The 21,031-nt window shown below is 39.8% G+C and carries 24 protein-coding genes and 2 pseudogenes; 14 read left to right on the top strand and 12 right to left on the bottom strand.

The window, feature by feature from the left end:
- Window positions 1–9: 9 nt before the first annotated feature.
- On the bottom strand, window positions 10–729 hold the full coding sequence (locus UN64_RS09185; RefSeq protein WP_077361941.1) for a thermonuclease family protein: 720 nt from the start codon (window positions 727–729) through the stop codon (window positions 10–12).
- Window positions 730–863: 134 nt separating this feature from the next.
- Between UN64_RS09185 and UN64_RS09180 the strand changes: the two genes are divergently transcribed.
- The 3 genes and pseudogenes from UN64_RS09180 to UN64_RS09170 all read left to right on the top strand — a co-directional run bounded on the left by UN64_RS09180 (window position 864) and on the right by UN64_RS09170 (window position 1,856).
- Window positions 864–1,046: a hypothetical protein gene (locus UN64_RS09180; protein ID WP_077361939.1), complete on the top strand. Its 183-nt coding sequence runs from the start codon at window positions 864–866 to the stop codon at window positions 1,044–1,046.
- A 15-nt stretch (window positions 1,047–1,061) separates the two neighbouring features.
- Window positions 1,062–1,379: pseudogene (locus UN64_RS09175) on the top strand (redoxin domain-containing protein); the annotation flags it as partial.
- A gap of 114 nt (window positions 1,380–1,493) precedes the next feature.
- On the top strand, window positions 1,494–1,856 hold the full coding sequence (locus UN64_RS09170) for a cupredoxin domain-containing protein (protein WP_077361935.1): 363 nt from the start codon (window positions 1,494–1,496) through the stop codon (window positions 1,854–1,856).
- A gap of 45 nt (window positions 1,857–1,901) precedes the next feature.
- Here UN64_RS09170 and UN64_RS09165 read toward each other — a convergent pair whose 3' ends face one another.
- From UN64_RS09165 to UN64_RS09140, 6 genes are all read right to left on the bottom strand, one after another.
- Entirely contained in the window at window positions 1,902–2,627 is a 726-nt protein-coding gene (locus UN64_RS09165; RefSeq protein ID WP_139343071.1) for a hypothetical protein, read from the bottom strand.
- 15 nt (window positions 2,628–2,642) lie between these two features.
- Window positions 2,643–2,930, bottom strand: coding sequence for a hypothetical protein (locus UN64_RS09160; protein WP_077361931.1), 288 nt, complete (start codon window positions 2,928–2,930; stop codon window positions 2,643–2,645).
- Window positions 2,931–3,017: 87 nt separating this feature from the next.
- Window positions 3,018–3,776: an IucA/IucC family C-terminal-domain containing protein gene (locus UN64_RS09155; protein ID WP_077361930.1), complete on the bottom strand. Its 759-nt coding sequence runs from the start codon at window positions 3,774–3,776 to the stop codon at window positions 3,018–3,020.
- Window positions 3,751–4,569: an ABC transporter ATP-binding protein gene (locus tag UN64_RS09150; protein ID WP_077361928.1), complete on the bottom strand. Its 819-nt coding sequence runs from the start codon at window positions 4,567–4,569 to the stop codon at window positions 3,751–3,753. The genes UN64_RS09155 and UN64_RS09150 overlap by 26 nt, the downstream gene beginning before the upstream one ends.
- A 16-nt stretch (window positions 4,570–4,585) precedes the next feature.
- Entirely contained in the window at window positions 4,586–5,629 is a 1,044-nt protein-coding gene (locus UN64_RS09145; RefSeq protein ID WP_077361926.1) for a FecCD family ABC transporter permease, read from the bottom strand.
- Complete coding sequence (locus tag UN64_RS09140; RefSeq protein ID WP_077361923.1) at window positions 5,626–6,636, bottom strand: FecCD family ABC transporter permease; 1,011 nt, start codon at window positions 6,634–6,636, stop codon at window positions 5,626–5,628. Before UN64_RS09140 ends, UN64_RS09145 begins: the two co-directional genes overlap by 4 nt.
- 185 nt (window positions 6,637–6,821) lie before the next feature.
- Between UN64_RS09140 and UN64_RS09135 the strand changes: the two genes are divergently transcribed.
- From UN64_RS09135 to UN64_RS09110, 6 genes are all read left to right on the top strand, one after another.
- Window positions 6,822–7,781 carry an ABC transporter substrate-binding protein gene (locus UN64_RS09135; protein ID WP_077361921.1) on the top strand — a complete coding sequence of 320 codons (960 nt, stop codon included), beginning with the start codon at window positions 6,822–6,824 and terminating at the stop codon, window positions 7,779–7,781.
- 370 nt (window positions 7,782–8,151) lie between these two features.
- Window positions 8,152–9,375, top strand: coding sequence for an MFS transporter (locus UN64_RS09130; protein WP_171978845.1), 1,224 nt, complete (start codon window positions 8,152–8,154; stop codon window positions 9,373–9,375).
- A gap of 106 nt (window positions 9,376–9,481) precedes the next feature.
- Window positions 9,482–9,904 (top strand): DnaJ family domain-containing protein, encoded by a 423-nt coding sequence (locus UN64_RS09125; protein ID WP_077361917.1) that lies wholly within the window; start codon window positions 9,482–9,484, stop codon window positions 9,902–9,904.
- A gap of 11 nt (window positions 9,905–9,915) precedes the next feature.
- The gene (locus UN64_RS09120) at window positions 9,916–10,290 is read left to right on the top strand and encodes a cupin domain-containing protein (protein WP_077361915.1); all 375 of its coding nucleotides are present in this window, start codon (window positions 9,916–9,918) and stop codon (window positions 10,288–10,290) included.
- 374 nt (window positions 10,291–10,664) lie between these two features.
- Window positions 10,665–11,600: a magnesium transporter CorA family protein gene (locus UN64_RS09115; RefSeq protein WP_171978844.1), complete on the top strand. Its 936-nt coding sequence runs from the start codon at window positions 10,665–10,667 to the stop codon at window positions 11,598–11,600.
- Window positions 11,601–11,871: 271 nt separating this feature from the next.
- Complete coding sequence (locus UN64_RS09110) at window positions 11,872–12,222, top strand: hypothetical protein (protein WP_077361911.1); 351 nt, start codon at window positions 11,872–11,874, stop codon at window positions 12,220–12,222.
- A gap of 21 nt (window positions 12,223–12,243) precedes the next feature.
- Here UN64_RS09110 and UN64_RS09105 read toward each other — a convergent pair whose 3' ends face one another.
- Both UN64_RS09105 and UN64_RS09100 read right to left on the bottom strand, forming a co-directional pair.
- Entirely contained in the window at window positions 12,244–12,462 is a 219-nt protein-coding gene (locus tag UN64_RS09105) for a hypothetical protein (RefSeq protein ID WP_077361909.1), read from the bottom strand.
- A gap of 46 nt (window positions 12,463–12,508) precedes the next feature.
- Window positions 12,509–13,168 carry a deoxynucleoside kinase gene (locus UN64_RS09100; RefSeq protein WP_077363685.1) on the bottom strand — a complete coding sequence of 220 codons (660 nt, stop codon included), beginning with the start codon at window positions 13,166–13,168 and terminating at the stop codon, window positions 12,509–12,511.
- A gap of 280 nt (window positions 13,169–13,448) precedes the next feature.
- Here UN64_RS09100 and UN64_RS09095 point away from each other — a divergent pair.
- From UN64_RS09095 to UN64_RS09085, 3 genes and pseudogenes are all read left to right on the top strand, one after another.
- Window positions 13,449–14,030 (top strand): annotated as a pseudogene (locus UN64_RS09095) (DsbA family oxidoreductase); the annotation flags it as partial.
- A 636-nt stretch (window positions 14,031–14,666) separates the two neighbouring features.
- Entirely contained in the window at window positions 14,667–15,890 is a 1,224-nt protein-coding gene (locus tag UN64_RS09090; protein WP_077361905.1) for an MDR family MFS transporter, read from the top strand.
- 17 nt (window positions 15,891–15,907) lie between these two features.
- On the top strand, window positions 15,908–16,282 hold the full coding sequence (locus tag UN64_RS09085) for a VOC family protein (RefSeq protein WP_077361903.1): 375 nt from the start codon (window positions 15,908–15,910) through the stop codon (window positions 16,280–16,282).
- Window positions 16,283–16,384: 102 nt separating this feature from the next.
- Here the strand turns inward: UN64_RS09085 and UN64_RS09080 are convergent, their stop codons facing one another.
- Window positions 16,385–16,720: a ribonuclease M5 gene (locus tag UN64_RS09080; RefSeq protein ID WP_077361901.1), complete on the bottom strand. Its 336-nt coding sequence runs from the start codon at window positions 16,718–16,720 to the stop codon at window positions 16,385–16,387.
- A gap of 561 nt (window positions 16,721–17,281) precedes the next feature.
- Between UN64_RS09080 and UN64_RS20865 the strand changes: the two genes are divergently transcribed.
- Window positions 17,282–17,899 carry a hypothetical protein gene (locus UN64_RS20865; RefSeq protein WP_171978843.1) on the top strand — a complete coding sequence of 206 codons (618 nt, stop codon included), beginning with the start codon at window positions 17,282–17,284 and terminating at the stop codon, window positions 17,897–17,899.
- 497 nt (window positions 17,900–18,396) lie between these two features.
- Window positions 18,397–18,858: a hypothetical protein gene (locus UN64_RS20860; protein WP_171978842.1), complete on the top strand. Its 462-nt coding sequence runs from the start codon at window positions 18,397–18,399 to the stop codon at window positions 18,856–18,858.
- 23 nt (window positions 18,859–18,881) lie between these two features.
- Here UN64_RS20860 and UN64_RS09065 read toward each other — a convergent pair whose 3' ends face one another.
- Together UN64_RS09065 and UN64_RS09060 are read right to left on the bottom strand one after the other, a co-directional pair.
- The gene (locus UN64_RS09065; RefSeq protein ID WP_077361895.1) at window positions 18,882–19,370 is read right to left on the bottom strand and encodes an NUDIX domain-containing protein; all 489 of its coding nucleotides are present in this window, start codon (window positions 19,368–19,370) and stop codon (window positions 18,882–18,884) included.
- Window positions 19,371–19,425: 55 nt separating this feature from the next.
- Entirely contained in the window at window positions 19,426–20,901 is a 1,476-nt protein-coding gene (locus tag UN64_RS09060) for a methyl-accepting chemotaxis protein (RefSeq protein WP_077361893.1), read from the bottom strand.
- Between the last annotated feature and the right edge of the window lie 130 nt (window positions 20,902–21,031).

Below are 21,031 nucleotides of genomic sequence, written 5' to 3'. Positions count from 1 at the left end.
GTTTTACTATTATTGCTGAGACTTCCGAAATCCAGCATCTATTGCTTCTTGCTCGGTGCAGAACCATTCTTCTGGTTTAGTAATTTTATAATATCTTCCGCTTTCAACATGATAGATTTTTTCTCCTGAAGAATTAATATTTCCTTTAATCGTACATTTTGAGTCAGCAGCCTCCTCAATGGGATCATCTGCTTCTTTAGATGTTTCTTCAGAAATATAACCATCCTCCTGTGAATAGTCCTCTAAACTCCAAATGCCAATCCCTTCTTGCTGAGCTTGCTTTTGAATCTTCTCGTAGTCATCCACATATTTTGTGTTTGGCTCAAAAACATATGCAACTCGAGCTAATCCTTTTTCAAGCAGTGATTTCTGAACACTTTCTCCATCTGCATACACGTATGCTAAAAGTCGTCCATACTTGTCACGTTCACCGATTCCTAGCTCGAGTTCAACATCCGATCCACTCAGCATTTCCTCAGTATGTTTGCTCGCTTCTTTACTGAAAGGCTGAACGGGTTTATTTGGATGGACACTCTCTGGGGTGTCCACTAGTAAAAATCGAACGGTTTCACTTTTGCCATCAACCTCTACTTTTATCGTGTCACCATCCACTACGTCTAGAACTTGAACGGGAATTCTATTTTTTTCAGACGATTGCAAAAGGCTGCATCCTGCGAGAATCAAGAGAATTGAAGAGAGGATCAGCCAAACTTTAAAGCTAAATTTCATATGTATCATCCTTTAATAAGCCGATTTATTGTATATGAGTTATCTGTATCTATTATAATAAAAGATAGATTGAAGAAATTATAGAATATCACATTATATGAAAAAAGTGGCGGTATTCAAGAAAGGAGATTGCCTTGAAAAAGATACATAAATTAGTTGTGATCTGTTTGGCAGTAATTTTAACACTGGCAGCGGCAGGCTGCGGGAATGACTCTAAGCTGAAAGAAGCGAAACTGGAAAATCAGAACGGTGAACCGGTAGCCGTTTTTCCTTCAGACAAACCGTCATTAATTTTCTTATTTACAACAGCTGGCTGAGGACTCTGTCAAGCTCAGCTGGTTCAGCTGAAAGAGAATGTAAATAAGTTTGAAGATATGGATGTTAACATGTATGCAGTGAGTTCTGATACGGTTGAACATTTGTCAGCACTTCACCAAGAAATGCAGCCGCCTTTCCCGTTTTTGTCCGATCCTGAATTTAAACTGATCAACCATCTGGATATGAAAGGTGAAGGCGTAGCAAAACGCGGCTATGCATTAGTCGATAAAAAAGGGAAAGTCATATTCACAAAAGTAAACGACCACTGGGGAGAGCAGATAGACCAGACGTCGAAGGAAATTCATGAAGAATATAAAAAGATAGAAAAGTAGTCTGGTGATTATCACCGGGCTTTTTTCTTTGTGACATCTGTCACAGATTCTCCATACTAGATGCACTAAAATAGGGTTATAATTACATTAGAAAGAATCAAGGAGGCAGTTCAGATGTTGAAAAAATCATTGTGGCTTGCGGCAATCGCAATACTAGCTATCGGTATCTTGGCAGCTTGCGGTGGAGGTAAAGATAAAGAAGAAGGTTCTAAAAAAGCAGAAGAAACTGTAACGATCGAAGCTAAGAACTTTGAGTTTGATCAAAAAGAATATAAAATTCCTGCGAATAAAGATGTTGCTCTAAAACTAGAAAACGTTGACGGGAATCATGCCCTTATGATTGAAGGTGAAGATGTAAACATCGCAGGTGGATCATCTGATGTTGTTAACTTAAAGCCAGGTGAATATACACTTCGCTGCAGCATTCCATGCGGAAACGGACATGCAGATATGGTTTCAACGCTTGTAGTTGAATAAAAGATAAAGCCCTCCAATCTTTGAGTTGGAGGGCTTTTTGCTAATTTAAGAAAGTGGTTGAATTTGTATAAGTTCTTTGTTGTATGGCAGTTCTTTCATGGTTGAAGCCCATAAGTTTCCGAGGAGACGCGGCATCATCTGATCGGAAGGAATGGTACCATTGTGATCGAGAAAATAAGAAAAATATAATAAATACAGCCAAGATGAAATGGGCATTAAAATATCATCAGCAAAATCCCTGCTCTCTGTAATCGTAGCAAAAGAGTGAGATTCCCAGCCAGAGATAAAACGAGAGCGCTTGCCATCAAGTTTAGATTCAATAAAATGCAGTGAATGAGCTACTTGAGGGTCATCATCTCCATCCGCATGGGCTAAACGGGACTGCACCTCTAAAGGGATTTCCTCGAGTTTATCAACTTCTACAATTACATGGCACAATGCTTTATCATAATGAGCATTCATGGGTACCCAATCATTCTTTTCCAATATCTCTACGAACGAAAGCTCTTCATCAGGAATCTTCTTATACGGTGGGCGGAATGTTTGTCTCCCATATTTAACGTTATGCAAAGAATCTTTTACAGTATAAGCTGCAGCATACCATTGATCGTTCTGATCTTTAAATAATCTTTCCCCGGAAGAAAGGGAGTAGGCGGTAAATAAGTCTTTTTTATTAAACTCATAATCCGAGAGTTTTTCTTGAACCAACGAGTCAATTACTTCGTCCTGTGGGGTTTCTATGGCTGCCAGCACAAATGTATGAATACGCAATACTGTCACGATCCTCTAGTTTTTTATTTTGTGAATGGTATCTTTTACTTCAGCAAATCCTTCTTTTACTGCCAAAAAGCTGTTCTTTTTCTGATAAAGATCATAACGAAGATAATCCTTTTTCTCCTGCAGAAGCTGCTGCTGTGTTTTTACATCGTTCATACGGGCAGTGATACTATCTCCTGTACTTTTCATTTGTTGAACCGTAGTCATGGATTCCTTTATTGCTTTGAACCCTGGAATCAAAAAGAAAACAGCAACACCTGCACAGGCTGCTAAAAATAGAAATAACCACATCATCATCAAACGCCTCCAATCATCTTTTCTTTACTAAAGTACCCGGAATTAATTAAGAAAAAACAAAAAACCAGGATATCTTTCATCCTGGTTTTATCTCTTAGGACAAGTTGAACAGCAAGTCCCGTTTTCAGTTTTGTAATAAAGGCAGCACGTTTTCCGGATTTTCGTTGGTCCACAGCCTAAAGGAGCCATAAATCGGTGAAATGGATTCTTTGTTAATCCAAAATGATAAGCTTCTGCATCCATGAAAAATGCATAGTCCTCTTGAATGCGCTGTTTCATTTCATCCGAATGATCCTCACTAAGCCATGTTTCATAAATCCAGCGTATGTATATCCAAGCATTTTCCCAAAGTGTTGCTTTAGAGATACGTGCAGATTTTGCCACGTGGTTAAGCATCACTGAAATATTTTCTTTAAAAAGAGTTTCAATCACACTTGAGCGCCAGTCTTCTCTTGATTGTGAGGAGAGCTGTGCAGAAGCATCTTTTAATGTGAATGAGGGAAGCCACATGGCATCAGAGTTATGATCGATTAAGTATACGTTCTCAATATTCATGTCAAACGATTTATTTAACATAGTCATTCCGTACAGAGAAGAGGTAAGACTGCAGTAAGCATAGCGTTTAAAAAATAGTGATGCTGTAACGGGACGCTTACTAGAGCCAATTCGCGGTCCAGTTTGATCCAAGAAATCCAGCAAATTGTCTTCGCTCAATAACTGTCCTGCAGAAATTACAGCTTCGTTCTCGAATGGTGCCTGAAAAGAAAATCGGTAGTTTGAACTGATATGCTTTTTTTCATCTGCCGTCCATCCGTTAGACTTAGGCGTACTGAGGAGTATTGACATGTCGTACAACTCGCCCCTTTCCGTATGGGATACACATTGGTGTTCCGAATACCGGATCCGGAATCACGGTACTGGACATCTGAAAGACATCTTCAACTAACTGTTCCGTCAAGATTTCTTCTGGTGCACCTTGTGCGTAAACTGATTTATCTTGAATCGCTACAATATGGTGTGCATACCTGCAAGCTAAGTTCAAATCATGAAGAACCATCACTATTGTGCGCTTTTCCTTTTCGTTTAACTCAAATAAAAGGTCTAGAATTTCTACTTGGTGTGTCATATCCAAATAGGTAGTTGGCTCATCCAGCAGAATTGTGTCAGTGCCTTGTGCGAGTGTCATAGCAATCCAAGCACGCTGGCGCTGTCCGCCTGAAAGAGAGTCTACAGGTGTTTCCATAAAAGGAAGCAGGTTTGTTGCTCTTAAAGCATTCATTACTGCTTTTTCATCTTCTGGAGACCATTGGTGAAGCCATGACTGATAAGGAAAACGACCTTGTTTCACGAGCTGCAGAACAGTCAATCCTTCAGGTGCCACTGGTCCCTGAGGGAGGATCGCAAGCTCTTTTGCTACTTGTTTTGTGGAGCGCTTTGCAATGTCTTTTCCGTTTAATAGTACGTTTCCTGATTTCGGATTTAATAGACGTGCCATAGAACGTAACAGGGTGGATTTACCGCATCCGTTGCTTCCGATAAAGACTGTGATCTTACCCTTTGGAATCTGAAGGTTTAATCCATCGATGATCGGTTCTTTTCCATAAGCTAACGTAAGGTTTGAGGTTGTTAATACAGCCATCTGTTATCCACTCCTGTTATTGGTTTTTAAATAAAAGATAAATGAAGTACGGTGCACCAATTGCTGCTGTGAAAACACCAGCCGGCACTTCTAATGGTGAGAAAAGAGTTCTGCCAGCTAAGTCCGCTAACACCACCATAATTCCGCCGATTAAAGCTGAGGCAGGGAATAATCCTCCAAATGATGATCCCGTGATTCTTCTGGCAATATGCGGTCCGATCAATCCGACAAATCCCATTGCTCCTGCAAAGGCGACAGCAGATCCTGCTAAGGCTGTACATACCATTAAAAGCATAAATCGTTCACGGTGAACCGAAATTCCTGCACCAGTTGTAAGGTCATCTCCAAATCCTTGAATGTTTAATCGCCTTACGAGAAAAATGAGAATCGGCAGCATTCCTAAAAACCAGGGAAGCATCGCCTTTACTTCTTTCCATGAAGTACCGTAAACCGTTCCTGTCAGCCAGACCGTTGCCTGGCTTGCCCGATAGATCGGTCCCATAAGCATCATTAAGGTTGTTAATGCTTGAAAGAGAGCCATCAGCCCAATGCCGATCAATATGAGTCTTATCGGTGTTACACCGTCTTTCCAAGCTAACCCGTATATTAAAAAAGCAACGATTGTCGCCCCGGCAAAAGCAAACAAAGGCAAATAATTAATACTTAATAACAAGTTGTTGCTATCGTCACTGAACATGGTTAGAAAGGCAACTGCCGCAAATCCAGCTCCGCCTGTAATACCAATCATGTCGGGTGAAGCGAGGGGATTTCTGATTACTCCTTGGAGGATAGCCCCTGATAGCGCAAGGGACGCGCCCGCGATAAAGGCGACCAATACTCTCGGGAGTCTGAACTCCGTGATGATCAGCTGATTCATTTCAAGACCTGATCCAAATAATGCTGTTAATACTTCGAATGGTGCGATGTACAGTTCACCAACGCCTATACTGACAAGCATTGAAATGAACGCTGCTAAGGCTAAAATTAAGATCGCTAATGTTGTTTTTTTATCAATTAAGTAAGAAAATGATTTTCGCTGTATTACCCAATACTTTCTCATCTATGAAAAATTCCTTTGCGAACAATGTAAATAAAGAACGGTGTACCGAGTAAAGCGGTAACTACTCCAACAGGAGCTTCTTCCGGCATGATGATGAAACGTGCCCCAATGTCAGCGAGAACAAGCATAATTCCGCCTGTTAGTGCTGAAAATGGGACGATCCATCGGTGATCGCTGCCGACTAGGTATCTTGCAAAATGCGGAACTACTATTCCTATAAAGCTGATCGGTCCGGCGATAGCAACCGAACCACCAGCAAGCAAAACAACCATAAGTGCTGCTGCGAATTTAAATATCACAGTCTTCTGACCTAAGCTGACTGCCACATCTTCACCCAGTGCAAAAGCGTTCAACTGGCGCGAGAGGAGGATGGAAACAATCCAAGCGATTAAGAGAGCAGGCATAACTTCTGCAAGCATAGAAAGCTTTCTTCCTTCAACAGAACCTGCCAGCCAAAACAAAACTTCATCAAGTGCTTTTTCGTTTGTAACTAGCATTCCTTGTGTAAGGGAAGCAAAGAGTGCTGCCATAACCGCTCCTGCTAAAGTCAGCTTAACAGGTGTTAAACCGCCTCTTCCTGCAGAGCCAAGAGCATATGCAAGACTGGAAGCTACTGCAGCTCCCAAAAAACCAATCCACATAAATTGTTGAATAGAGGTGATGCCTAAAAATGTAACACCAAATACAATGAAAAATCCTGCACCGGCATTGACCCCGAAAATATCAGGTGATGCGATTGGATTGCGGGTAAGGGCTTGCATAAGTACGCCCGCAATTCCTAAACTAATTCCTACTGCCATTCCGACAAGTGCGCGAGGAACTCGGGAAAGGTGAATGATTAAATGTTCATTTGAGCCGTTAAAAGCGGTGTATGCTTCAATTGCCATTGATAGTGAAGTGTCTGTGTAACCTAAAACAACACTCAGTACCATCGCGATTAAAGATATAAAAACACCTAAGATTAATGCGGCTGTTCTAATTTTATTACCTTGTAGTATTCCGTTCATCAGAGCCTCTTTTAATAATGAAAAATATTCTCATTTACAGTTTAAAAGTAAAATAGGTATCTGTCAATGACTTTGAAAATCATTATCAATTAGTTATTGACAACGTATACATCCTCGTATTATGATACGAATTGTAATTGATTCTCATTATCATTTACATAATTGAGAAGGGGAGAGACAACAGAATGAAAAAGACTACATACAAATGGCTAGCTCTTGCAGCCGTACTTACATTAATGCTTGCATTAGCAGCATGCGGCGGAAAAGAAAAAGCGAAAGAGGAAGAAAAATCAGGCGGATCTGATTCTTCATATAAAGTTGAACACGCAATGGGGACTACAGAAGTGAAGAGCAACAAACGTGTTGTTGTTTTGACGAATGAAGGAACTGAAGCTGTTCTAGCACTTGGCGTAAAACCAGTTGGAGCGGTTAAATCATGGTTAGGCGATCCTTGGTATGACCATATTAAGGACGATATGGATGGCGTTGAAGTAGTTGGTGACGAAAGCGCGGTTAACGTTGAGAAAATTGCTGCACTAAAACCAGACTTAATTATCGGTAACAAAATGCGTCAAGAAAAGCAGTACGATGAGCTTAATAAAATCGCACCAACTGTATTTGCTGAAGATCTTCGCGGTGACTGGAAAATTAACTTCGAACTTTATTCAAAAGCATTAAACAAAGAAGAAAAAGGTAAAGAAGTATTAGCTGCATTCGATAAGCGTATTGAAGATTTTAAAGCAGAAGCTGGCGACAAGCTGAAAACAGAAGTATCAATGGTACGTTTCATGCCTGGTAAATCTCGTATCTACCATCAGGATTCATTCTCTGGTGTAATTCTTAAGCAGATCGGATTTGCTCGTCCTGGTGATCAAAACAATCCTGACTTCGCAGAAGAAGTAACACAAGAACGCATTCCTGATATGGATGGCGACATGCTGTTCTACTTCACCTATGAAACAGGAGACGGAAAAGCAACTGAAACAGAAAAAGAATGGACAAACAACCCGCTTTGGAAAAATCTTGGAGCTGTAAAAGAAGGAAATGCACACAAAGTAAGTGACGCAATCTGGAACACAGCCGGCGGAGTAAAAGCTGCTAACCTTATGATTGATGATCTTGAGAAGTACTTTTTAGAAAAATAATACGAGACAGACATAGAGGGAGCAAACGTGCTTCCTCTATTATTTTACTTTCTTTCTAAAACTCTTTTCAAAAAGATATATGCTATTTATTTTTTCTCCTTTCTTCTTTGAAAAGTTGATTGGAGTGTAAGGTGCGAGACTCCTGCGGGATTAGCGGGACAGGTGAGACTTCTAATCGCGCAAAGCGCCGAGAAGGCTCACCGCACGCCTCGCGGAAAGCGAGTACCTGAAACGGAAATCAACACTTACATGGCAATTTGAATCGCAGAAACAGCTTTGTTGTAATAAAATATTAAATCAATGATCGTTTTCCTGTCTGAATTTTCCTATAATGAGTTTAGATAGATAAAAGGTCAGGAGATTAATGGTTATGAAGCTTTCAGGGGAGATTTTTCGCAATAAAAGTTTTTTGTATTTTTGGTTTAGTTCAATCTTAACAGCCATGGGCGACAGCATTTTTATGATCACATTAATGTGGCTGCTCGTTCAGATTTCAGGCTCACCCGTCATTGTTGGTACGTACATATTGCTTGTAACGCTGACGAAATTTTCATTTGTTTTGTTTGGAGGAGCAATAGTAGATCGGTTCTCAGTAAAGAGAATATTGATTGGATCAGCTATTGGAAGAGGCAGTATTTTGCTGTTATTGTTTGCTGTTATTGCAGCTGGAGACCCTTCTATTTATTTCTTTTATATAACGGGTGTACTTTTCGGCTTGATCGATGCAGTTAGTGAACCAGCAGGTATAACCTTCCGGACACGGCTTGTTCCAGAAAAACATTATACACAGTCTATGAGCCTTCTCATGATGGCTGGTCAGGCCGCCAGCGTTGTAGGTCCAGCTCTTGGCGCACTGCTGTATGCCATGTATGGAGCTAAAATAGCTTTCCTGTTAAATGGAATTGCATTCTTTACAGCTGCAGGTTTATTTATTTTTATTAAGATGAATGAAGAGGAGCCAGAAGAAAGAACAACTTCCTTTTTTGCAGGAATTAAAGAAGGATTTTCGTTCTTCGTTGGTGCTCCTGTTCTTGCAACAATGGCGGTCTTCGCCTTTTTTGCAAATGCAGCGGTGGGTGCTGTAATGGTAAGTCTGCCTTTTTTAATGAAGGATTTAGATTTTGGAATTAAAGGGTACGGCTGGGCACATACGTCACTTGCGGTTGGAAGTGTTGTGGCTGCAGTCATTTTTTCTTTATTTGTGATTCATAAACCTAAGCCTTATATGACGTTATTAACGTGTTTCCTGCAGGGGGCAAGTATTTTCCTGATCGGTTTCTTTTCAAAAGAGCTGGCGGTTCTTCTGCTTTTGCTTTCCATGGTCGGTTTTCTTGAAGCAGCGGTTAATGTTATCGCTCCGAGCGTAAATCATGCTTTAATTCCGCCAAAGCTGTTCGGCCGTGTAATAGGAATCATGGTCATTATTATGGGAATTTCTGAACCCATTGCAGCAGGAACCGCGGGACTTCTCATTGAAAAGATAGGAGCAGCAGATGTATTTGTGTGGGGAGGTTCAATGGAGATGCTGGTGGCTTTACTCGTGTTCTCACTCCCTTTCATCAGAAACTTTAAAGGTGATGAAAAGAGTTCGTAATTTTTTCACAATTTCGCTACTAATCTGACATAACTCGTACAAGGCAAATGGAAAAGTTTACATAAACTATATAGTAGAAGTAAATTTATTCCTGGAGGTTTTTACAATGAACAAAAAACCGTCTTATGAAAAGGAACTGCAGAAGCGAGAAATTCTAATGAAGGACGAGCAGACAAACGCCTGGTACTATGAAGATCATATTACAGCGATCGTGAATCGTGCGCGTAAGGAAGGGGCTTTTGATAATCTGGAAGGTATGGGCAAACCGCTAAATATTGATGAAGATCTTGTCTACAATCCCGAAAAAAGGCTGCACAAAGTAATGAAAGATAATAATGTTTTGCCCAATTGGGTGAAACTTGGCAAAGAGATAGACGTATTGAAAGAAGAGCTAAAAACGTACACGGTTGAATATAACATCAAAAAAACAGTAGAGTCCATTAACCAAAAAGTGTTTCAGCATAACTTGACCTGTCCGCCTACTGCACAGCGGATGAAAGTGAATCTGGAGGACGTTTTGAAGAAGTAATTGGAGGATGTATGTCTAAAATAAGCACGTTAAATGCTGAACATTATCAATGGGGGAATGCATGTGATGGATGGCATCTCCTTAAACAGGATGATCTTAGTATCATCCATGAGAAAATGCCTCCGCAGACAGCAGAGGTTAGACATTACCATGTGTTTTCCCGTCAGTTTTTCTTTATTTTAAACGGAGAAATCGTCATCGAAAAAGACGGTGAAGAATGCGTGCTCAGCGCTCATCAAGGAATAGAGATCCCCGCGGGCACACCTCATCAAGTACGAAACGAAAGCGGTGTTCCAGCTGAGTTTCTTGTCACATCCCAGCCCCCTGCACATGGAGATCGTGTCGTCGTCAAAAAAGTAAAAAGTATCAGTCATGTGACCCTTTAGCAGCCCTTGCTTAAGGGTCTTTTTCTTCTTACGCCATGTCCATCATGTCTCCGCACGAGGCTTGCACGCGGATTTTTTCTGCTGATTCTTCGTGAAAAATACAAAAGATTTTGAGACCGAACAAAAATTTCGGATAACCGAACAAAAATCAAATCTAACCGAACAAAAAAGTGCGATAACCGTACAATTTCTCTTCTCAACCGAACAATAAAAAATTACATCTAAAAATGTCCGGCTTAAAAAGTTATGTTCCATTAAAGTGAAAATGCCTTCTCATTACACTCGCATCAACTCTCTAATTAAACAATAATCCTTTTGTTATGCTGAATCGTTTCATAGGGAAAGCTACTGAAAAACGGACTGGAGCAGATGTAATGCTGAAATACTTAAAATCGAAGAACGAAACGGTCAGGCTCAAGCATTTTGAAGTTCCCGATCAGGGTGAAACGGTCTGGCTATTTTATGATTCTCCTGAAGACATGCAGCACGACTCTATTCTTGAAAGAATTGACCTTCATCATCTAGCAGTTTCTGCATTTACCACGTTTCCAGAACATCCGAGTATAAACGTGTATGCAAAACACGCTGTTGTTTCTACCTTTTACTTAGAAACGGAAAGTCTAGAACCAATCAGGATTAATCTTTTAATTGGTGAACAATATTTGATTGTGATGTCTGAACGGAAGATTCCGTTTCGAGAAGCGCTCGTAAAGGACTTTACAGAAAATCCGGAGCATATGCAGGACATCAGCTATATGCTTTATTATTTCATGAAAGATATCGTCAATTCTTATCTAGAAGTGGTCGATCAGCTTTCTAATGAATTTTTAGAGCTCGAAAAAAGTGTGTTTGTTGATCCGTTAAAACGTGAGATCGGTCATAAAGTATACCGGTGGAAAACCCGATTACACAAGTTAAGGCAATACGTGGAGGCTGAAGAGAGTATCATACAGAAGATGGGTCATGATGATTTTGAATTTGCTAATGAGGAATCAGGATTTTACTTCAAGGATCTTCTCTCAGCATTCTCAAGAGTGACAACCGCATTTGACAGTTTTAAAGAGAACTTAAAGGGTGTTCTAGATCTTCAGATGTCATTAAAATCGGATCACATGAACCGTATTATGAAGACACTTACCCTAGTAAGCGCAGTCTTTGTCCCTCTTACTTTTATCGCCGGTTTATATGGAATGAACTTTGAATATATTCCTGAACTGAAATGGCGTTATGGCTATTTCTATGTATTAACGCTTTGTTTAGCTTTAGCTGTAATGGTAATAGGTTATTTTAAGAAAAAAAGATGGTGGTGAGTTTTACATCAGGCTTTGTTGCTCTTGTAAGTCTTTAATTTCCGCTTCAGGACTCGCTTTCCGCAGGGTGTGCGGTGAGCCCATTCCCCGCTCTGCGTCATAGAATGATCTCACCTGTCCGACTCATCCTGTTGGAGTCTCGCCCTTCCGCTCCAATTAACTATTCAATGAAGAGCTTATTATATTCTTTCTGCAGCAACAATCTTTTAGTAAAGAGCCTTACATAAAAATAAGCGAGTAGCGGAAAATATAGAAAAAAGGAGGGCGTCACTTGGAGAAAAGACCTTATTATGTGAACGTTGAGAGCGGAGAGATCTTGCCTATAAAGACTGCATCAACTTTTCAGTTCGAGATATCAGCTTCAGATGAAGATGTAAGAAAACTCGAAAAAAAGTTCAGTGAGCTGGATAGTACAGCGAATGACACGTTTGTAAGAACCCATTTGCCATATGTACCTTACTCGAATGACTCTGACAATGACAGATACGATCAAAAATTAAAAGAAGCTTACCAAATTATCCATGATCTCGGTCAAGAAGAAACAAGAAAATTTATTGAAACGATGAGCTTTTGGAATCCAGAAAAACCGCAAGATCTTGAAAAAAGGCCTAAAGACGAATAGTCTTCAGGCCTTTTCATTTTATTAATAAACGAAGAATGCGATGTAAATAATGATAATGACTACTACTGTAAACCCGGCGTACGTAATAAAAACAGGGTTAAGAACCGCTGGATGTCTTGAAACAGCAGGGTTTACTTCGTCTTCAGTGTAGACTTTTTGTTTCTTTGCAACTTTCATTGTCCACCATAATCCAGCTGCAGCAACTAGGACAGCCATTGAGATAAAGAATAGTGTAAACAAAATGTTCACTCCTTAAAGCTTGTTTGTCCATATAGTGTTTGTGAATTTAGCGGGTTTCATGCATAACAACAGAATGCTGCTCAACAGCATCGAGACGCTTAAGCTCATTTCTAACAAGTGCCATAATTTTATCCTGATCATTTTTGTCAAAAATATTGTATTGGTCACTCTCGATCATCAATACAGGGGTCTTATTGTATGCTTTAATCCAGTCCTTATACTTTCCATGAAGAGTTTTGTAATAAGCTAGAAGTTCAGGGTTTTCTTCAATTTGCTCATAAGAACGGCCTCTTTGTTTAATCCGGTTTAAAACGGTATCCAGATCACTGTCTAAATAAATGAGCAGATCTTGGCGAGACTTAGGAGTTTTATCGATTTCGTTCATCATTGTTTCAAGCAGATCTTTATACGTATCAAATTCAAGCTGTGTCATATTTCCAGAGTCAAAATTCAGTTCAGCGAAAATCAAGTCTTCATATAAACTGCGGTCCAATACATTATCGGGACTTGTTCTAGCTTGGCGAATCGTTTTAAAACGTGTATTTAAAAAATAAATCTGAAGCGGGAAAGCCCATCGCTTCGGGTTTTTGTAATAATCGGGTAAAATAGGGTTATCAACGACGCTTTCGTAAAAAATCTCGCTGCTTAGCTGTTCGCTCAGAAATTCAGCATACGTAGATTTGCCTGTTCCGATCATACCTGCCATTAAAATCACGGTATATCCTCCTAAAATGAAATGCTAAAACACAATGGTGCTAAAGCGAAGAGTGGTTCATATGTATGTAAATCAATATATGGTATGTATGGCTTGTAAGCCCTTCTAAATATATCACGTATTGCAAAAGGTGAACAGAGAATGTTTGTCGGGATTATGGAGAATCACGCTTAGGGTTTAATAAATATGAAGAAATAAGTAATGGGAGGGAAGATGGGATATGACTATAAAGATTAAAGTTTATTCAGATTTCGTTTGACCATATTGTTTTTTAGCGGAGGCTCCGCTATTAAAGGCCACTAAGGATAAAGATGTCGAAATCGAATGGATGCCATTTGAATTGCATCCTTATCCAGAAGAGACGTTAAAGCCCGAGGGAAATTATATTCAGCGGGCATGGCAGGAATCTGTACTTCCACTCGCACAAAAGATGGGAGTAAAAATGATTTTGCCGAAAGTATCACCTCAGCCTCATACACACCTGGCACATGAGGGTCTTTTATATTCTAAAAAGCATCATAAAGAGCAAGAATATGCACATCGTGTCTTTATCAGTTTTTATCAAGAGGGTAAAGACATCGGAAAGATCGAAGTGCTTCGCAGTATTGCTGAAGAGTCTGGACTCGATGGAGAATCCTTTGAGCAAGCACTCGTTTCACGTGAATTCAGCAGCGAAAGAGAAGAATACTTACGGCAAGCGTTTGAAGAAGTGCAAATTACAGCTGTTCCTACAATGTTTATCGGAGATAGAGTATTAAAAGGACTGCACCCGCAGGCAAATATTGAACGTGCTCTTAGAGGAGCGATCAGGGACGAGAAGATGGAATTTTGTGATGGCGATGAATGTGAATAAAGAGCAGAAAAAAGAGCGCTTAGAAGGAACTCCTTCTTTGCGCTCTTTTTCGTTCTTAACAATGAAAAAAGGGGGTTGTTGATAGGGATGTCTATAATATAGCAAGTCTCAAAAAAATTATAAGGAATATGTGATTTTTTTGATAAACGTTATCACTTTGTGACAAAGTCGCGTTGACGGACTAAAGAAAAGCTATTATTCAAAAAATCTCGCAAGTCTCCCTCAATGCGTTGTAGCTTTTGAATGAGGTTAATTTCCACTTCAGGACTCCCTTTCCGCAGGGTGTGCGGTGAGCCCATTCGTCGCTTTGCGCCATTGAATGGTCTCACCTGTCCCACTCATCCTGCTGGAGTCTCGTCCTTCCGCTTCAATTAACTATTCAATGAAGGAGGTTCATAAAAAACTTCTTTGTAGCAACAATTCTTTAGAAAAGATCGTTTATTTTAGAAAATAACCTATAAAAAACAAAAAGAAAAAAGCCCATGTAAGGGGAGGGCTCTTTTCCGGGAAAGGGGGGTACACCTATATCAGACGAATCAAATAAAAGAAAGTTTCAAAAAATGTAAATTTTCTTTTCAATCTAACAAAAAAAAGTGATAAAGTTATAAAACAGAATAGACGAGAGAAGGAATGGAGATGAAAGGATTTTTTGCAAAGTGGCATCCAGCGGTCATTGTAATCATAACAGGAACACTCTTTACGCGCGCAGCATTTTTTATGACGATGCCATTTTTAGCGATCTATTTGTACAGCGAAAAAGGAATCGAACCTGCTATGGTAGGTTTGATTATCGGTGTCAGTGCCCTTACTGGAACTTTCGGAGGATTCTTTGGAGGGTATCTCTCTGACAGAATAGGCAGACTTCCAGTGATGACAGCTGCTATCTTAACATGGAGTATGGTTTTTGCAGGTTTTGCAATCGCTGAACAGTTATGGCACTTCTTTTTGCTGAATATGTTAAACGGTCTCTGCCGATCATGGTTTGAGCCGATTTCAAGAGCATTGCTTGCAGATGTTACTACGAAAGAAAATCGCTTGCGGGTTTTTAATGCCCGTTATTTTGCTATCAATGTTGGAGCTGCGATCGGGCCTGTTGCAGGGACATACCTTGGAACGAGTTCTTCAACGAGTGCATTCTATATCACTGCTGCAGCATATCTCGTATACGGGCTATTGATTATCGTTACGCTAAAAGGTTATTCGGCAGAATTAAAAGCCGGTGAAGAAAGGAAATTTTCTATTAAATCTGCATTGACGGTCCTGTCAAAAGATAGAATCTTGGCATTTTTTTTAATAGGAAACACAATTGTGATGATGGCACAGTCACAAATGGATACAACACTTGCGCAATATATAGGGAATGCCCCACAATTCGAAAACGGTGTTAAATTGTTTGCGTATCTAGTCGTTACAAATGCCATAACGGTGCTGATATTACAGTTTCCGGTTACGAACTATGTTCAAAGGTTTCAGCCGATGAACGCACTTCGTTTTGGAAGCATTGCCTTTAGTCTTGCTTTACTAGGATTCGGGTTATCGACAAACTGGTTTTTCCTCGTAATAAGCATGGTGTTTCTAACTGTAGGAGAAATAATCGTTTTTGTAATGAGTGACGTATTACTAGACGACCTTGCTCCAGACCATATGAGAGGTACATATTTTGGAGCGATGTCGTTTCGCTCAATCGGATTCAGTGCAGGTCCGTGGATCGGCGGTCTCCTTTTAGATGCTTTCGGTTTTGAACACGGATTCTATGTTTTTGGGAGCCTCACACTAATTTCATTATTGTCTTTGCCGTTTTTTCAATATGGGGAATCTATTCGTAAGAATTTAGCAGGTGAACAATCTGTTTCAACATAAGAGAGGAGTTTGCACACATGATTACAGGAATTGAACATACGGGGATTATGGTAACGAACATGGAAAAATCACTTTCATTTTATACGGAAATTTTAGGATTAAAGCTGCTTGATCGTTTTGATCATACAAGCGTCCCAGTAGAACTAGTATTTTTAGGATTAGAAGAGAAGGTGCTAGTTGAATTGATCGCTGGCTATCCAGAAGAAGTAACGAATGAAGGGAAAGTTCATCATCTTGCTTTCTCCGTGACGAACATCGAAGAAAAGTTCGAGATCTTAAAGGGAAAAGGCGTTCAGTTAAAAGACAATGAAATTACTGAACTGCCAAACGGAAAATACTTCTTCTTTTACGGTCCTGATGAAGAGTCGCTTGAATTCTTTGAAAGAAAATAAAATGGAGGCTGCGGAGAAATTCTCTGCAGTCTCTTTTTTAAATTGTTTGTAAAGTTTATTGAGTTCTAAAGGGAAGGAATACGAACAAAAAGAATTCTTAGTTTAAATACCAGGCAGTGTTTCCTTTAAATATTGATTAGAGCAGTATTCGACTCCGTATTTGTAGTGCCGTTCTCTTATATTTCTAGCCTTTTTAGGATCGATAGGAATTCGTTTTATTTCTGGATAAGCCTCCATGATCTTTTTCGCGATTTTGTCACCAGGCTCATCAGGGTCTGTTAATACATACACCTCATTACAAATTGTTAATGCTTCTTCAATCGCTCTTCTTTCTTTATGACGAAATGAAATGCCATTCAAAATAACAAAATGAGCATGCGGATCTACACTTTGTACTCTCAGTTGATCACTTTTTCCTTCAACAATGTATCCGGTCATAGCGCCTCCTGTAAAACTTGGATTCACTATGATTTTATGGAGTGCATATTGATAATAGTACAACTTCTAGAAATTACTCAAAAAAGGGGATTATTTATTTTGAACAGGCTTTATCTTATCACTAAAACTTTTGGTCACTGCATATGCTTGTTGTTACTGATTTATGGTTTGTTTCTATTAACGGATCAAATATTAGGAATATTACTCGGTGTGATCTTGATCGTTTCAAGTATTAAATTTTATTTGGCTAAGAGGTTCATTAAATCTAAAGCAGAAAGAATCAGACTTATATGTATCGTTATAACTGTTATTTTATCCTCAGCTCTTTTTTCTTCATTCAATTTTTTCCTTCATCATACCTTAACTCCAGATTTACCTGCACGGGCTAAAAATCAGTTTTATACAAAATCCCTTTTTTTTGATAATCAATTCTTATTTAAGAGAATTGACTTCCTTCAAACCCTTAACGTTAAATCATCGAAAGAGGCAGTAGTATTCTTTAGACCAGGAGATGAACATTTCGCAAACCTCGCCATAAAGCATATAAGAAAAGTTATCACAATGAATGAAAAGTTGATTGATGTCCACCAGCCAGTTCCGGTTACGGTTATTCTATATAGAAATCCAGAGAACTTTCAAAAACAGCTGCCCATTCATTCCTATGAAAATTTACATGGCATGTATGTTCCGACAGAAGAAACGATACATCTTTTACTTACAGATCAAATGGAAGAGAATGATGAACCTTTTTTAGAACTAACCGCACATGAGTATACTCACCATTGGATTGTAAGCTATCTGGGACAAAGGGGACTTGTTAACGGGCATTTACCTCGATGGTTTGAAGAAGGTATAGCTGAGTACGTTGGATGGGCAAGTATTGAAAAGATCCCCAGTTTTATTCCGCTTCATTTCATTCCATTTAAACGAATCCAAAGTGTAAGTGAATGGGCAAATGAAAACCGCAGAAATTCTCCGCATCTTCCATACCGCCAAAGCTATTATGCAATAGATCAGCTAGTAAGAGACGGCAATCAGTCAAAAATTAAGAATTTACTGCTGGAAAGCAATCAAAACTTCTATCGAACGTTCCAAAATGAGCTCGGTGAATCCATGGTAGAGTTTGAGGTGCGTTTCTTAAGGGATGAAATGAGGATATATAGGGAGAACAATGACTGATAGAGACTTGGAAGCAGTTAAAATGTCGGTCATTTGAAATCAATCCAAATAAAACCCTTTTTAATCCACGAGATTAAGGCATGAATCCAAAAGTTTTACCATTTTATCCACGAGTTTTAACTGCATACCCACGAGTCTGCAATCCTTGACAATTTTCGGGGATTAATCACTGTACTGCCATCCAAACAACTCCATAAAAAAGACCCAGTGAATATGGGTCATTTCTTTATCTGCTTTTAAGTTTTCGTTTTATAATCGGTAGTAATCTCTTTTTTCCTTGCTTAATCAAATAGGCAATTGCCATTCCTTTTATACCTTTACTAATGCGTCCCATGATATCAGCCTCCTTAATAACAAAGATGTTTCCTGTAATATACCCTAAACAATAGAACAGCAATCCTATTTATTTGGAATTACGGGATACTTGTCTATACGTTTGGGTTACTAGATGAATAAGCTAAATTGAGCACAAACAATATATACAGGAGATGAATATTTTGACGCAAAGATATTTTCCTTTCTTTCCGGGTCAAGGCGGAGGTCAAGGCGGAGGCCAAGGGTTTGGACCTCCAGGCGGCGGACAGGGATTCGGACCACCTGGACCTCCTCCAGGCGGACCGGGCGGTAAAGGACCAGGCGGAAAAGGCGGACCTCCAAGCGGCGGGGGAGGCGGAACGGCACCAACATCACCGCCTCCAGGTTTTACTCCTTCACAATCCCAGGCTTACAGCTTACACGGTGGAGGCGGCGGCCAAGTTGGTGCTTACGCAGTTGCACCAGTTACATTAAGGTATTGCCTGTTTCGTTACGTTTACATCTGGCCAACGTGGGGACCAGGTTTCTGGGCATGGCTTATATTCGTAGGCAGAGGTACTGCTGCAGGATTCCGCTGGACAGGACGCCGCTGGGTATACTTCGGGATGGACACTCGCCAGATCAGTTCGTTTTATTGCTATTAAAAAAGCCGCCTTTGGCGGTTTTTTTATTTGTATCTTGGATGCTGCAGAACTTCCCATGTTTGATAAGACTTTCTTTCAGCTGGTATCTTTTTTTCTAATAGGTAGTTTGCGGCTTCAATGACAAGGGGAGAACACCAACCTTCTTTTATAGATTCAGAATCCATCCATAGAACACCATCAGAATCTTGGTCAGGAATTTCAGCTAAAATTCTCTTTTGGTTTTCATCCACCGTACATAAAAAATAAACAGCCGTATGCTGAGAATACGTCCATTGTTTGTATGTCCACGGAAGTTCATAGCATCTTACACCGATTTTAATAGCGGTAAGAACCTTATAACCGGTTTCTTCTAACACCTCCCGCACAACGGTTTCAATCTCTGTTTCACCACTTTCAGGGGTACCGCCAGGAAGGTCAAGCCGGTTTTTATAAGGACCACCGTTCTTTTCTACAGTGAGCAGGTGACCATTGTCATTTGTGCAGATACAATAAATACCTTTATGTGTATGCATGATAACCTCCTTAAAAATACCTTTTCACGGTAACATGAAAAGGCATTTCGGACATTTATTCTTTTACAAGTTCATTCAATTCGGCTGTTAACGATTCTAATTTGTTGAAACTCGCAACGACTTCTTCCACACATCTGTGCTGCTCTTCTACACTTGCTAAAACTTCTTCAACAGCACCGCTTGATGTTTCTGCAGTCCCAGAAACAGATTGGATTTCTCCAACGATGTAACCTGTTGATTCATAAAGCTGATTGATCAATGTTTGTACTTGAGAGGATTGAGCAGCTACTTGATCTGTATTTATTAAAATACGCCCGAAGTTGTCCGCTGTTTTCTGGGTTGCTTCAAGACTTGAGCTAACAACACCTTGGGAGCCGTCCACAAATTGTGCAGCCTGTTTGGCTTTATTGCGTATATCACCAAGGATACTGGCAATTTGCTTAGTAGAGTTTTGTGAATCTTCAGCGAGCCTGCGAACTTCATCAGCAACAACCGCAAAACCGCGACCTTGTTCCCCAGCACGTGCAGCTTCAATGGCTGCATTCAGTGCAAGAAGATTTGTCTGTGAAGAGATTTCTTCAATGGTCGTGAGAATTCCTTCAATAGATTCGCTTTGGTCGTTCAGTTCGTGCATTAATGAGTTCGTTTGGTGCATGAGTTCACTGACTTCTTCCATCTTGGCCGACAGTTCCGAAACTTGATTTTCTCCTGCCTTAGTAACTTGTGCTGTTTCTTCAGATAATTTTTTCATATCGTTAGAGTGCTGGTATAGTCCTTTTGCAACATCGTTTGTGTTCGTTACAGACTCGTTCATCCCGCCAACACTAACTGCCTGAGACTCAACTCCTTTAGCGACTTCGGTAAAGGCGTATGTGATGTTGCTTGAGATCTCTCCGGTTCTTGTAACGTTTTCTCTAACAGACTTGCTGAAGATGTGCAGATTTTCAGTCGCTTCTTTAACCTTTGCCAATAAATGTTCAAGCATAACCTTACCATTTTCGGCCTGCTTTTCAGCTTTTCGAATATTTTCCTGCATACGCTGACCCATTTTTGCCTGGGCAACAAGAGCCCCCGTAATGACAATTAGAAAAACATTTAGTGAAATGATGATTTTAGGATCTTGCCCAGCAAACATGGAATCTTTATATTGAAAAAAGAAAAAATTGGTTAACAATACTCCGCTTACACCCGATAGTAAGATAGAAATGTAATTATGGTATAGCGTTATAACGGCAAGTGATACATAAGTCATCAAGTATGTGGATATTTTCGGATTCGAGTGTGCCATGACAACGGTTAAGATGGTTAAACCAATAACAACGTAATATTGAACAGCATGAGGCGCCCATTTTCGGTAAGTCCAAATCGTGAGTGAAAGAAGAATTACTAACCCTGATATACCGTAAAACATAACGCTGTTAATGGTTTTTGTACTCGCATATGTACTTCCGAGACCAAGAAAGTACATTCCCCATAACATTTTGGTCACAAGCTTGTTCGTTTGTAAATTTGAGGCAAATGATGGATTCAAAATTATTCATCTCCGTTTTAAAATGGTAAAGTACTTGTCTTTATATCGACATATTTTTTTAACTATTAAAGGCGTTATTGCCAGGATGTAACAATTTTTTTGTAAGTGTCGTCTAAATTAATGAGGTGAT

The organism is Fictibacillus arsenicus (assembly GCF_001999465.1).
GTDB classification, from domain to species: domain Bacteria; phylum Bacillota; class Bacilli; order Bacillales; family Fictibacillaceae; genus Fictibacillus; species Fictibacillus arsenicus.
The sequence above is the reverse complement of the archived record's forward strand: the minus strand, read 5'-3'. Positions and strand labels throughout refer to the sequence as shown.

Coding starts and splice junctions, on each gene's coding strand:
- UN64_RS09185 (WP_077361941.1), bottom strand. CDS start 729: ATGAAATTTAGCTTTAAAGTTTGGCTGATCCTCTCTTCAATTCTCTTG.
- UN64_RS09170 (WP_077361935.1), top strand. CDS start 1,494: ATGTTGAAAAAATCATTGTGGCTTGCGGCAATCGCAATACTAGCTATC.
- UN64_RS09160 (WP_077361931.1), bottom strand. CDS start 2,930: ATGATGATGTGGTTATTTCTATTTTTAGCAGCCTGTGCAGGTGTTGCT.
- UN64_RS09155 (WP_077361930.1), bottom strand. CDS start 3,776: ATGTCAATACTCCTCAGTACGCCTAAGTCTAACGGATGGACGGCAGAT.
- UN64_RS09150 (WP_077361928.1), bottom strand. CDS start 4,569: ATGGCTGTATTAACAACCTCAAACCTTACGTTAGCTTATGGAAAAGAA.
- UN64_RS09145 (WP_077361926.1), bottom strand. CDS start 5,629: ATGAGAAAGTATTGGGTAATACAGCGAAAATCATTTTCTTACTTAATT.
- UN64_RS09140 (WP_077361923.1), bottom strand. CDS start 6,636: ATGAACGGAATACTACAAGGTAATAAAATTAGAACAGCCGCATTAATC.
- UN64_RS09135 (WP_077361921.1), top strand. CDS start 6,822: ATGAAAAAGACTACATACAAATGGCTAGCTCTTGCAGCCGTACTTACA.
- UN64_RS09130 (WP_171978845.1), top strand. CDS start 8,152: ATGAAGCTTTCAGGGGAGATTTTTCGCAATAAAAGTTTTTTGTATTTT.
- UN64_RS09125 (WP_077361917.1), top strand. CDS start 9,482: ATGAACAAAAAACCGTCTTATGAAAAGGAACTGCAGAAGCGAGAAATT.
- UN64_RS09120 (WP_077361915.1), top strand. CDS start 9,916: ATGTCTAAAATAAGCACGTTAAATGCTGAACATTATCAATGGGGGAAT.
- UN64_RS09115 (WP_171978844.1), top strand. CDS start 10,665: ATGCTGAAATACTTAAAATCGAAGAACGAAACGGTCAGGCTCAAGCAT.
- UN64_RS09100 (WP_077363685.1), bottom strand. CDS start 13,168: ATGGCAGGTATGATCGGAACAGGCAAATCTACGTATGCTGAATTTCTG.
- UN64_RS09090 (WP_077361905.1), top strand. CDS start 14,667: ATGAAAGGATTTTTTGCAAAGTGGCATCCAGCGGTCATTGTAATCATA.
- UN64_RS09085 (WP_077361903.1), top strand. CDS start 15,908: ATGATTACAGGAATTGAACATACGGGGATTATGGTAACGAACATGGAA.
- UN64_RS09080 (WP_077361901.1), bottom strand. CDS start 16,720: ATGACCGGATACATTGTTGAAGGAAAAAGTGATCAACTGAGAGTACAA.
- UN64_RS20865 (WP_171978843.1), top strand. CDS start 17,282: ATGAATGAAAAGTTGATTGATGTCCACCAGCCAGTTCCGGTTACGGTT.
- UN64_RS09065 (WP_077361895.1), bottom strand. CDS start 19,370: ATGCATACACATAAAGGTATTTATTGTATCTGCACAAATGACAATGGT.